A 12,026-nucleotide genomic window follows, 5' to 3' on the forward strand; every position below is an offset into this window, starting at 1 on the left:
ACCCGGAGGTTTTGCCGTCATGCAACACAAGCACATCGTCCTCAAACGCCTGACCACAGCCGCCTTGCTGGTAGCGCTGGCCGGCTGCGGGGTCACCGACCGTATCGGCAAACGCATGGAAGACAGCTGGGCGGCCGACATGCTGGCCGACAGCGAAAAGGTCATCCTGACCTCCGACGGCGGCAACCAGCTCAACCCTGACGCCGAGGGCAGGCCGCTGTCGGTGGTGATGCGCGTGTACCAGCTGACCGACCTCGAGCGCTTCGCGGCTACCGATGCCGAGACCCTGTGGGACGCCCCGCAAAAAGCCCTGGGCAACACCTTGGTGGAAACCCGCGAGATTACCCTGCTGCCTGGCATCGGCCAGATCGACCAGTGGCCGCTGGCCAAGAGCGCGCGCTACGTCGGCGTGGCGGCGTTCTTCCGCGATGAGCATGACGCGCGTTGGAAAGTCGCCTTCGACGCCAACTCGCTGCGCAAGGACGGTATCTGGTTCTCCTCCGACGGCCTGCGGGTGCTGGTGGACAACACCGAAATCAGCGCCATGCGGGGCGTGGATGTACTCAACAAACCTCCGACCGCCGACCAGCTTGCAGCTGCGCAGAAGGCCAAGGATGCCGACACGACCCTCACCGACAAGATGCAGGACGCGGTCGTCGACAAAGCCACCGACGCCGCCAGCCAGTCGGCCAGCAACGCCATGGATTCAACCTTCAATTCTTTAGTGGATAGCGTCAAATGAGCAAGCAGAGCCGGGTGATGTGGTCGGAAGGCATGTTCCTGCTGCCCCAACACTTCCAGTATCAGGACGAATTCCATCAGCACCAGTTGGCTGAGGCGACCCTGCGCAGCACCCCTTTCCATTGGGGAGTTCAGGCGCTGCAGGTGGACGAGGACGCCCTGGCCACTGGTTCACTGCAGCTCAAGCGCCTGAAACTGGTGTTCCCCGATGGCAGCCTCTACGACGCGCCGCAGCACGATCCGCTGCCGGCCGCGCGCGACCTCAAGGACCTGCTCAAGGCCAACGACCTGAAGGTGTATGCTGCGCTCAAGCTGCCCGAGCCATTCGGCCGCAACTACGTCGAGGATGGCCACGAACACAAGGCTGCTCGGCGCTTTCGCAAGCAGTTCGACACCCTGCCCGACCTTAATGAAGGCGAGCTGGAGAACGAAATCACCAGCTTGCGCTTGAACGTCGTACTGCTGGTCGACGGTGACAGCCTCGACGGTTACAGCCACTGCCCCCTGGCGAAGCTGACACGCAACAGCATGGGCGGTTTCAACCTTGACCCGCATTTCGTCCACCCCACCCTGCACCTGGGCAGCCACGAGACCATTGCCGGCATCGGCAAGCGCCTGCTCGGCGCCCTGCAGGCCAAGAGCAAGGCGCTTTCCGGCCGGCGCCGCGAGCGCGCCGACCAGATCGCCGAGTTCGGCTCCAGCGATGTCACCCTGTTCTGGCTGCTGAACACGGTCAACCGTGCCCACCCGCAACTGGCTCATCTACTGGCCCACCCGCGCCTGCATCCGGAACGCCTGTACCTGTTCCTGGCCGACCTGGCCGGTGGCCTGCTGACCTTCACCCTGGACACCCAACTCAGCGACCTCCCCGAATACGACCACCACGACCCGGCCGCGTCGCTGGTCAAGCTCGACGAGATGATCCGGGTGATGCTCGACAACGTCGTGCCCAACCAGTGCATCGTCATCAACCTTACCCAGACCAAGCCATCGCACTGGCAAGGCCAACTGCATGACCCGCGCCTGGCCGAGGCCGACTTCTATATCGCCGTGCACGCCGACATGCCTGGCGCCAGCCTGCTGGAGCTGGTGCCCCGTGCGTTCAAGGTCGGTTCGCCGGAAGACATTGAAGTGGTGGTCAACAGCGCCATGCCGGGTGTCACCCTCAATCACGCCGCGCGGCTGCCGAACGCGATTCCGGTGCGCCTGGACAACCAGTACTTCGCCATCGAGCCGCACGGCACTGTGTATGAACGAATGATCAGCGCCCAGGCCATCTGCTTCTATGCGCCCAGCGCCTTTACCAACCTCAAGCTTGAACTGATGGCGGTGCTCAAATGACCGAAGCCGTACTGCAACAGGGCGCCGTCCCGGCCGCCAGCGACAAACCGACGCTCAAGGACCTGGTCCAGGACTTCATCAGCATGGCGTTGATCGTACGTCGCGGTCGCCAGGTCACTTCGGTGCAGGCCTTCGAAGGTAGCGTCGAACGCTTCTTCGCCAACCTGGAACGTGATGCCCGTGCCGCCAACTATAGCGTCGAGCAGGTCAAGGACACCCAATACGCGTTGTGCGCCTTCCTCGACGAAAGCGTACTGCGCTCGGACGACAACGCGCTGCGTCGGCACTTTGAACTGCAGCCGCTGCAGTTCCGCTATTTCGGCGTGCACCTGGCCGGCGAAGGCTTCTTCGAAAAGGTCGACGCGTTGCGCGCCGACGTCAAGCAGAACATTGACGTGCTCGAGGTCTACCACCTGTGCCTGGCACTGGGCTTCGAGGGCAAGTTCAGCCTCGGCCAGAAAGACCAGTTGCGTTACCTGGCCAATACCCTGGGCCAGGATATTGCCCGCTACCGCAAGGCGCCCAAGGCCCTGTCACCGGACTGGGCACTGCCCGACCAGGTGTCGCAGATGCTGCGCCATGAAGTACCGCTGTGGGTGTATCTGGCGCTGATCGCGTTGGTCTGCGTCGCCGTGTACCTGACGCTCGACTGGTTGCTGGACAAGGACGTCGCCGCCCTGTCCGAACAAATCCGCCAGCTGTTCAGTGCCTGAGCACATACCAGGTAGCCGAGTCAGGAAGACATGAAAACATTACTGCGTCTGTTGAAAAGTTTCTGGGTGCTGCTGCCATTGCTGTGGCTGGCTAGCCTGTTGATTTGCTGGCTGGCCGCGCCGCTGGTGCCGTGGCTGCGTCATCACGTGCCTGAAGCGCTGGCGATCATCAGTGCCTGCTTCCTGCTGGTAATCGTGCTGCGTCAATACCAGCGCATTCGCGCCGAACACAACCTGGAGAACCTGCTGCAGATCGAGGTCGACCGCTCGTGGAATGCCACTGGCGAGTTCCGTGACCAGCAGGTGCTGCGTGAGCGCCTGAAGCACGCCATCGCCATGCTGCGCACCGACCGCTCCGCGGGTGGCGGCGGCAAGGCGGCGCTGTCTGACCTGCCCTGGTACCTGGTGGTCGGCATGTCGGCGGCCGGCAAGACCTCGCTGCTGACCCATTCCGGCCTGTCGGCCAGCATCGCTACCGCCAACGACAGTGAAAGCGGCACCCAGCACTGCGACTGGTACTTCAGCCCCGACGCCGTGATGATCGACACCGCCGGGCGCTACCTGCGCGACGACCAGTCGGCCAGCGAATTCTCGGCCTTTCTGCGCATGCTGCGTAAGCAGCGTGGCAAAGCGGCGATCAATGGCCTGGTCCTGGTGGTCAGCCTGCCCGAACTGCTGGCAGCCAACAGCGATGAGCGCAATGCCCTGGCGGCCCAGCTGGTGGCGCGGGTGGAAGAATACGCCGAATGCCTCGATGCCAACCCCCCGGTTTACCTGATGCTGAGCAAGACCGACCAGTTGCCGGGCTTTAGCCAGGCGTTCGACGGCCTCGACCTGCACGATCGCCAACAGCCGCTGGGCATGACCTTTGGGCTTTCGGAAATCCGCACCAACGGCCTGCACGCCGTGCTGCAGACGCGCCTGAAGAAGCTGCAGGCTCATATTCGCCAGCACGTCGACGCGCAGATGATCGCCCTCGGTGCCGAAGCCGACAGCACCTTGCTGAATTTCCCGCAGTACTTCGCCGCCCTCAGCGGTGTGCTCGAGCAATTCCTCGACCACTTCACCCGCGGCCATCGCGGCGGTGCCCCGCTGCTGCTACGTGGCCTGTACTTCACCAGTGCACTGCAGACCGGGCAGCAGCTGGGGCAGGTCTATGAAGATGTCGTCGCCGACGAATTCGCCCTGCAGGCCGCCTACGATGAGCAGGCCGGTCACGTCGACAAGCCCCTGGGCAACCGCAGCTACTTCATCACCGACACCTTCCGCCAGGTGATCTTCCCCGACCGCGACCTGATCCTTTACCAGTCGCGCCTGGGCCGCCAGGCTGCGTTCAGCCCGCTGCTACTGGGCCTGGCCGCCGCCACCGGGTTGCTGTTCATCGGTTGGCAAGCGCTGTCGTTCGCCAATAACCGCCAGTGGCTGGACAACCTGCGCGGGCAGCTGGCGCACATCGAGCAGGCAGCAGACCGCGAGCAGCAGCTGGCCGCAGGCAAGGGCCTGGAAGTGCTGCGTGAACAGATGGCCAACGTCGAGGCCCATCGCCTGCAGGGTGTACCCCTGCAGCTGGGTGGCGGCCTGTACCAGGGCGAGGCGATTCACCAGGTGACCCGCAGCGCCTATCTGGCGCAGCTGCGCAGCCAGGCGCTGGAACCGATCGCACGCAACCTGCAAGTGCAGATGCGGGCGTTCAACACCTTCACCAACGGTATCAATCAGGAGCTGGAATTCACCCCGGCCCCGCAGCCGAAAAAGCGCAATGGCAAGCCGCTTGCCCCTGCCATTGCGGCCAGGGCCCAGGCCGCGCTGGGCAACACCCGCGCTGGCGCCTATGCCGCCAAGGTCAACCTGGCCACTGCCAGCGATGGCGCCGAGCTGTCCGCCGCCACCGGTGGGCTGTCACTGTCCGAAGAAATGCTCGGGCGCCTGGACGAGCAGCAGGTGGCCTCGATCATCGAGGCCTACAACACCCTCAAGCTGTACCTGTTGCTGACCGAGCCCAAGGCCCATCCAGACCCGGCCTTCGTCGCTGCCAGCCTGCCCCAGGCCTGGGCCAGCGCCGCCGCCGAAGGCACCCCGGCCGACGCTGGCGTGATCGCGGAAAATGCCCCGCTGTACGTGCAGTTGCTGGAGCAGGGCCAAGCGCCGTCGTTGCCGCGCAACGAACAGCTGATCAACGAAACCCGGCAGAACCTTAAGTCGTTCATGATCTCCAGCTCGCTGGTCGACCGCGAGTACCTGCGCCTGCAGCTCGAGTCGAGCCGACAGTTCCCGGCGCTGAACCTCAACGACCTGGTCCCGCAACCGGGCCGCGCGCTGCTGTATGGAACCGCTGGCGTGCCGGCGATCTACACCCGCCAGGGCTGGGACACCTTCGTCAAGCCCGAGCTGATCAAGCTGGTGTCGGGCAACCTGCGCAACGAGTCGGACTGGGTGCTGGACGGCGAAGGCGGCGATGCCATCGTGCAGAAGGCCAACTTCGTGCGCGAGTTCATGGCCCGCTACAAGCGCGACTACACCCAGGCCTGGTACAAGATGGTCAGCAGCGTTGGCGTGCGCCACTTCGCCGACCTGGCTTCGGCGACCCGGCAATTGGGGCTGCTGAGCGACGTGCAGAACTCGCCAGTGAAGAACCTGCTGCAGGCGGTCAACGACAATACCCAGTGGGACCTGCCGCTCAAGCAAGCCATCCCGGCCCCCGGCACCACCCGCGACGATGGTTTCTGGAGCAAAGTCTCCGGTCTGTTCGACGCTAACGACACCCTGCCCGCCAACGTTGCCCCGGCCCTGCCGGCGGTGGACGACGGTAGCCTGGCCAAGCGCTTCGAGCCGGTGGCGCGGGTGTTCGCCGAGAACAACGCCGAAGGCGCCGACAGCACCATCATGGACCGCTACCTGGCCGCCTTGCGCAAACTCAAGGTGCGCCTGAACAACATCCAGCGCTCGCAGGATGTGGGCAAGAGCAGCAAACAGTTGATCAGCGAGACCCTGGAAGGCCAGCCGAGCGAGATCACCACCGTGCGCAACTACGTGGAGAGCAGCGTCGACACCAGCCAGGATGGCCTGTCGCGCTCGCTGCAGGGGCTGTTCAGCCTGCCCATCCAGTATGCCTGGGCGACCCTGCGCGACCCGGCCGGCCAGCAGATCGCCAAGGCCTGGGCGCAGCAGATCGCCAAGCCTTGGGAGCAGGTCATGGCACACCGTTACCCGATTGCCGGCAGCAGCCGCAACGAGGCTTCGGTGAAAGACCTGCAGCGCTTCGTGGATCCCGACAGCGGCCTGCTGCCGGCCTTCAAGCGCAACGAAATCGGCAATCTGGCCGGCGGTGAAGGATTGGGCGTGGGCGATAGCAAGGGGCCAGCACTGGTCAACCCTGGCATGCTCAACAGCATCGACAAGGCCAGCTCCGTGGGCCAGGTGATCGCCAGCCTGTCGGACCGTGACAACGGCTTCGAAATCATGCTGGAGCCTTCAGCCAACTTCACCGACATCGTCTTCACCCTCGATGGCCAGGAGCAGCACTACCGCAACGGCCGCAGCAGTTGGAACCGCTTCGCCTGGCCGGGCACCAGCAACGCGCCGGGCGCGCGCCTTGACGTCGTCACCCTGAGCGGCACACGGGTCACCGTGTTCGACTTCCCGGGGCGCTGGGGCCTGCTGCGCATGAACGAGAGCGCTCGCGTCGACGACCTGGACGGCATTCAGCAACGTTTCAGCTGGAACACCGCCAATGGCCGCGTAAGCCTTATCGTGCGCAATTTCGGTGGGGTCAAGCTGACCGATCTGGCTGACGTCAAGGCCCTGAGCGCCCTCAACAGCAGGGGGGCGCAATGATCGGTTGCTTCGGCAAGCTACCGTCGAGCGCAGATTTCGTCAGCCTTCATGGGGCGGCGGAAGAAGTCTGCGAGTTCGACGCCTGGTTGCAGTCATCGCTGGCAGCCATGCGCTACCGCGATGACTGGCAAGCGTTGTTCGACGCGCTGCCGATGTGTTTTTTCACCTACCGCGCACGCAACGGCAACTGGCTACTGGGTGGCCTGCTCAGCTCGCGCGATGCCAGCCAGCGGCGCTACCCGTTCTTCATCTTCCAGCTGCTCAAGCTCGAAGACAGCAGTGTACTGGTCAACCCGTTCACGCTTGGCGAGCTGTTCAGCGCACAGATCAAACCGATGCTGCACCAGGCTGTGCAAGGCGCCGACTGCACCAGCCTGTTCGAACGGATCAAGGCCTTGCGCCCGCTGCAGGGCCAGGATCTGGACCTGTTCCGCCGGGTGCACGCCAAGTTCCTGCATGATTTCAGCTTCGCGGATGTGGCCCGCGCACTGCACGGGTCCTGGCCAGGTTTCGACAGCGCCACTGCCCTCGCCCACCTGCAGCTCGGCCGTGCTTCGCTGCAGGGCGACTTTGCAGGCGGCATCGAATTGCCGTTGCCGGCCGAACGTGGCCTTAAAAACCCCACGGCCGATCTCTGGCTGACCTGGCTGAGCCGCATGAGCGGGCACCGAGAGTTGCCGGCGGTGAGCCTGTTGGCCGACGACTTCATGCACCCGCAGCTGTACAGCTTCCCGGCGCGCCACGCCAACTGTGCCTACCGCCTGCTCAGTGGCTGTGCCGACCCGCGCCAGCACCTGGAGTTGCTCAGCCCACTGACGACGGTGCCTCGGCTGCACGATTACGACCGCCCCCTTGAACATGTCATCGACCAGTTCGTCGATGCACTGGATGCGACGCCTGTATGAACAAGCTCAAGTACTACTGCCTGCGCTACCAACCCTACCTGCTGGGCGTGGCGTTCTTCCTGGCGATCTTCCTGGTCTGGGCCATCGGCCGAGCCTTCGGCTTCGCCTCGCTGCACAGCCTGCTGGCCGGCATCGGCGTGTTTCTGCTGCTGTCGGCGGGCTATGTACTGCTGCTGTACCGCGGAGTGGGTCAGCACCACAACCTGGAAGGCCTGCTGCGCGACGACGCCGACCAGGCCGTACTCAGTGCAGCCCCAGCCGACCGGGAAGAGGTCAGCCTGTTGCGCGAGCGCCTGCTACAGGGCATCGAGCGGCTGCACAGCAACAAGCCGCGCGGTACCTCGACCAAGGATGCACTGTATGCCCTGCCCTGGTACCTCGTCATTGGCCAGCCGGCCGCCGGCAAGAGCACAATGATCCTGCAGTCGGGCCTGAACTTCCCCTATGCCGAGCGCGAAGGCGCGCGGGTCGCGGGCCTGGGCGGCACGCGCAACTGCGACTGGTTCTTCAGCTCTGAGGCGGTACTGCTGGACACTGCCGGGCGCTACATGAACAGCCCCGAAGAAGCCGGCAAGTGGCGCGGCTTTTTGCAACTGCTGCGCCAGCACCGCCAGCGCCGCCCGCTCAACGGTTTGATCGTCAGCGTCAGCATCGCCGATATCCTGCATGGCCCGGTCGAAGAGCAGGAACGCGTGGCCAAGCGCCTGCGCGAACGCATTCAGGAAAGCTGCGCGCTACTAGAAGTGCGCCTGCCAATCTACCTGGTTTTCACCAAGTGCGACCTGATCCCTGGTTTCACCGCGTTCTATCGCCAGCTGGACGATGCCGCGCGTGGTGAAGTGATGGGTAAAACCTTCTCTCACAAGGGTTTCGAGCAAGCCGACTGGGGCCAGCGCTTCGGCAATGCGATGGACGAGCTGACCCGTTACTGGGGGCAGATGGCGAGCCAGCAGCTGGTGCAGCAGGACATACAAGTCACTCGGCAGAACAACGCAGCCTACCGCTTTCCGCTGGAGCTGGCCGCGCTCAAGCCGCGCCTGCATCAGTTCGTCGACAGCCTGCTGCGTGCCAACCCTTACCAGAATGCCGAAATGCTGCGCGGCTTCTATTTCACCGCAGCGTTGCAGGCCGACGAAACTCAGTGGGGCTGCCACGGCCAGCATGTGGCCGAACGCTTCGCGCTTGAACACGCAGAAGGCACGGGCACTGCCGGCAGCCACGCGGCGCCGCTGTTCATCAACAGCCTGTTCCGCAAAGTGATCATTCCCGACCAGCATTTGGTGGCGCTGTACACCAGCAACCACCGTGAACGCCGGCGCAAGGCCGGGTGGGTGGGCGCTGCCGGCCTGGCGGCACTGGTGCTGTGCAGCCTGTGGGGCTGGTCGTACCTGAACAACCGCGCCACCCTGGCCAGCATTGCCGAAGAACTGGCCCAGGCCAAGGCCGACGACCAGGCGGCCAGCGGCCAGTACACCGCCTGGCGAAGCCTCGACCGCTTGCGCTTCTGGGCTGCTCACTACCATGAGCAACACCACGCTAAGGGCGTGCCCCTCGGCATGCGCCTGGGCCTGTACCAGGGCCATGAGGTCGAGCCGCTGCTGCGCGACCGCTACTTCGCCACGTTGCAGAATGTGATGCTAAAGCCCACGGCCGATAATCTGACCCGTACCCTGTACCTGCTGACCACGCTCAAGGTCTACCAGCGCAACACCCGTGAGCTGCAGCCAGTGAGCGGCATTGACAGCGTAGAGGCCGAGGCGCTGCCCCATGACAACCGCGCCCAGTCGATCGCCAATTTCGGAAAGGCGGCCCTGGACACTTACGTGATGCTTTCTCCGGGCCAGCGCGAGCATGCCGACCCGGCGTTTCTCAAGGCGCACCTGCCGGACTACTGGTACCCGGCCATCGCCCGTCATACCGGCAAGAGCATGGCCGCCGCCGGCAGCGAGGCCGGCGGTAACCAGGACTACCTGTATGCCAGCCGCCAGATCACGTTCTATAGCGACCAGATCCGTGAGCCAGATGTACCGCGCATCCTCGACAACGCCTTCCTGATGTCCAGTTCGCGCAACTACATCGACAGCCTGCGGGCCCAGTCACTGCGTGCGATCGAGACCATCACGCTGGAATCCGACACCTTATTCGCCTTCGGCCGCGCCGACTTCCAGAGCCTGAAAAACGAAGGCCAGAGTCAGCTGAGCGCAATTGCCAGCAAGCTGCTGAACACCCCGAATATCGGCAAGATCATCATCTCGGGGCACGCCGACCAACTGGGTGACAGGCAGGGCAACCTGCAGGTTTCGAAACAACGGGCACAAACCATCCGCACCTATCTGGTTGGCAAGGGCGTACCTGCCGAACTGATGGTCGCGCAGGGCGAAGGCAGCCGCAAACCGTTGGTCAACTGCGACATGCAACAACCGCGAACGCAGTTGATCAAGTGCCTGGAGCCCAACCGCCGGGTGGAAATCGAAGTGCGTGGGCTTAACTGAGCCACGCCGCAATAACCGGTCGCCGGGGCCTCACAGGATGAGGCCCGGGCGGCGGCAAGCTACCTCTGCCGGCGCGCCCGGCGAGGTCAAAACCAAGGGGCGCATGAGCAACCCTTTACATGTTGTTAATGGAGAGTTTCACAATGGCATTTGACGCGTATATCCAAATCGACGGCATCCCAGGCGAAGTACTGGATGAAAAACACAAGGACTGGATCGAAGTGCTGGGCTACGAGTACGGCGCCACCCAGGCTACGTCGGCAACCGCCAGCTCCTCGGGCGGTGCGTCCTCCGAGCGCGTTGCCCTGAGCGACTTCAAGATCCGCAAGGCAGTCGACAAGGCATCGGCCAAACTGTTCGAACACTGCTGCACCGGCAAGCACATTGCCAAGCTGAAGCTGAACGTGAACCGCGCCGGTGGCGACAAGGTCACCTACCTGACCATCGACATGGAAGAAGTGGTGGTCTCTTCGGTCAAGTTTGTTGCCGGTGGCAACCAGAATGGTGAAGACAAGGCGGTCAGCGACCTGCCGGTTGAAGAAATCAGCTTCAACTTTGCCCGCATCAAGACCACCTACACCCAGCAGAACCGCACCGACGGCCAGGCCGGCGGCAACATCGTCGGTGGCTGGGACCGCACCGCGAACAAAGTGTTTGCCTAAGCACGTGCCAGACCATGGGCCGCTTCGGCGGCCTGTGTTCCGCAGCGCGCCGGGTTTTCTGGCGCGCTGTTCATTAGCCATGTCCAGAGTGTTCTATGCCTGAAATTCTCAATGACCTCTCGCTGGCCACACTGGTCGCCCCTATCGAGGGTGGCAGTGGTGAAGACTTGAGCTTCTCTGCCTTGTTCGACCAGATCAAGGAGGCACGCCGGGCGGACCCTGACTACCTGACCCAGGGCGACTGGCAAACCGACCTGAAGACTGCCGACTGGGAGCAGGTGATCAACCTGTCGGCTCAAGGGCTTGCGCAGCAAAGCAAAGACCTGATGCTGGTGGCCTGGCTCTGCGAGGGGCTGGCCCAGCGCGAACACTTCGAAGGCATCACCTTTGGCCTCGAGCTGACCGAACAGCTCCTGGTTGCGTTCTGGGAAACGCTGTACCCCACCCTCGAAGACGGCCTGGACGAGCGCGCGGCGCGACTGTCCTGGTTGAAGACCACGCTCACCGACATTGCCGGTGGCTTGCCCATTATCCAGGGGCAGAATTTTGGCGTGTTGCGCTATGACGAATCACGCCATGTAGAAAACCTCGCCTTGCAAAACCCCAAGGCGATGCAGACAGCGCTGAACGAAGGCAAGATCAACGCCGAGATCTTCCAGCGTTCGGTAGCGCTTACCGACACCGATTACCTGCGCGCCAAGGCCCAGCAGATCGCTACCAGCCTGAATGCATGCAAACGCCTGCAGGCCAGCGCCGACCGCCTGTTCGGCCACGAGGCGCCCAGCTTTGCCAGCCTTGCCGACATGCTTTCGCGTGCCAGCCAGCTGGCGGAAAAACTGCTCAAGGACCGCGGCGTAGAGCTACACCCCGCCATCCCGGAGGAAGCACAGCCACAGGCCACGGGCGCCAACCTCCACGAAGCAGGTGAACCGATGAATGCCACGCCCCCGACGACCGCGCCTGCAGCCCTGCGCACAACCCCGCTGACCCGCGACGAGGCATTCACCATGCTTGCGGGCATCGCCCAGTACTTCAAACAGAGCGAACCGCAAAGCCCGGTACCCTACCTGATCGAACGTGCGATCAAGTGGGGCAACATGCCGTTGGAAGGCTGGTTGAGTGACGTGATCAAGGACAACAACGTGGTGGACAACATCCGCGATGTGCTGGGCACCCGCTAGGGTCTGCAATAAAAGCCTTGAGACGAACGTCAGGTAAGGCGAAGACAGCCGGCTCCCTGCCCCCCCACCGGCTCCATCGGGCAGGTCCCTTGACTGTTGCCCACGCAAGGGCGCTGCAATTGCTGTTAACTTGAGCGCCCTGCTCAGCTTCAGACAA

Annotated in this window: 8 protein-coding genes; all 8 read left to right on the forward strand. The window is 63.6% G+C overall.

What is annotated here, in order from left to right; translation table 11 throughout:
- Nucleotides 1-19: 19 nt before the first annotated feature.
- The 8 genes from tssJ (at nucleotide 20) to tssA (ending at nucleotide 11,869) form a co-directional block, all read left to right on the forward strand.
- Nucleotides 20-742 carry a type VI secretion system lipoprotein TssJ gene (gene tssJ / locus ACE4QZ_RS14375; protein ID WP_021785682.1) on the forward strand — a complete coding sequence of 241 codons (723 nt, stop codon included), beginning with the start codon at nucleotides 20-22 and terminating at the stop codon, nucleotides 740-742.
- Nucleotides 739-2,082, forward strand: coding sequence for a type VI secretion system baseplate subunit TssK (gene tssK / locus ACE4QZ_RS14380; RefSeq protein ID WP_021785681.1), 1,344 nt, complete (start codon nucleotides 739-741; stop codon nucleotides 2,080-2,082). Before tssJ ends, tssK begins: the two co-directional genes overlap by 4 nt.
- On the forward strand, nucleotides 2,079-2,795 hold the full coding sequence (icmH, locus tag ACE4QZ_RS14385; protein ID WP_004576640.1) for a type IVB secretion system protein IcmH/DotU: 717 nt from the start codon (nucleotides 2,079-2,081) through the stop codon (nucleotides 2,793-2,795). The genes tssK and icmH overlap by 4 nt, the downstream gene beginning before the upstream one ends.
- Before the next feature lie 30 nt (nucleotides 2,796-2,825).
- A complete protein-coding gene (locus ACE4QZ_RS14390) occupies nucleotides 2,826-6,629 on the forward strand; it encodes a type VI secretion protein IcmF/TssM N-terminal domain-containing protein (RefSeq protein ID WP_410480086.1) in 3,804 nt (1,267 codons plus the stop codon).
- Complete coding sequence (tagF, locus tag ACE4QZ_RS14395; RefSeq protein ID WP_021785679.1) at nucleotides 6,626-7,534, forward strand: type VI secretion system-associated protein TagF; 909 nt, start codon at nucleotides 6,626-6,628, stop codon at nucleotides 7,532-7,534. The genes ACE4QZ_RS14390 and tagF overlap by 4 nt, the downstream gene beginning before the upstream one ends.
- Nucleotides 7,531-10,026, forward strand: coding sequence for a type VI secretion system membrane subunit TssM (gene tssM, locus ACE4QZ_RS14400; protein ID WP_021785678.1), 2,496 nt, complete (start codon nucleotides 7,531-7,533; stop codon nucleotides 10,024-10,026). The genes tagF and tssM overlap by 4 nt, the downstream gene beginning before the upstream one ends.
- Before the next feature lie 143 nt (nucleotides 10,027-10,169).
- Nucleotides 10,170-10,688 carry an Hcp family type VI secretion system effector gene (locus ACE4QZ_RS14405; protein WP_012052417.1) on the forward strand — a complete coding sequence of 173 codons (519 nt, stop codon included), beginning with the start codon at nucleotides 10,170-10,172 and terminating at the stop codon, nucleotides 10,686-10,688.
- Nucleotides 10,689-10,783: 95 nt separating this feature from the next.
- On the forward strand, nucleotides 10,784-11,869 hold the full coding sequence (tssA, locus tag ACE4QZ_RS14410) for a type VI secretion system protein TssA (RefSeq protein WP_021785677.1): 1,086 nt from the start codon (nucleotides 10,784-10,786) through the stop codon (nucleotides 11,867-11,869).
- Nucleotides 11,870-12,026: the final 157 nt, after the last annotated feature.

This window comes from Pseudomonas sp. DCA-1 (genome assembly GCF_046523955.1).
In the GTDB taxonomy this organism is placed as follows: Bacteria; Pseudomonadota; Gammaproteobacteria; order Pseudomonadales; family Pseudomonadaceae; genus Aquipseudomonas; species Aquipseudomonas putida_Y.

Bases quoted from the DNA above. Each gene is read 5' to 3' on its own strand.
- tssK (WP_021785681.1), top strand. From the start codon at position 739: ATGAGCAAGCAGAGCCGGGTGATGTGGTCGGAAGGCATGTTCCTGCTG.
- tssA (WP_021785677.1), top strand. From the start codon at position 10,784: ATGCCTGAAATTCTCAATGACCTCTCGCTGGCCACACTGGTCGCCCCT.
- ACE4QZ_RS14405 (WP_012052417.1), top strand. From the start codon at position 10,170: ATGGCATTTGACGCGTATATCCAAATCGACGGCATCCCAGGCGAAGTA.
- icmH (WP_004576640.1), top strand. From the start codon at position 2,079: ATGACCGAAGCCGTACTGCAACAGGGCGCCGTCCCGGCCGCCAGCGAC.
- tssJ (WP_021785682.1), top strand. From the start codon at position 20: ATGCAACACAAGCACATCGTCCTCAAACGCCTGACCACAGCCGCCTTG.
- tssM (WP_021785678.1), top strand. From the start codon at position 7,531: ATGAACAAGCTCAAGTACTACTGCCTGCGCTACCAACCCTACCTGCTG.
- tagF (WP_021785679.1), top strand. From the start codon at position 6,626: ATGATCGGTTGCTTCGGCAAGCTACCGTCGAGCGCAGATTTCGTCAGC.
- ACE4QZ_RS14390 (WP_410480086.1), top strand. From the start codon at position 2,826: ATGAAAACATTACTGCGTCTGTTGAAAAGTTTCTGGGTGCTGCTGCCA.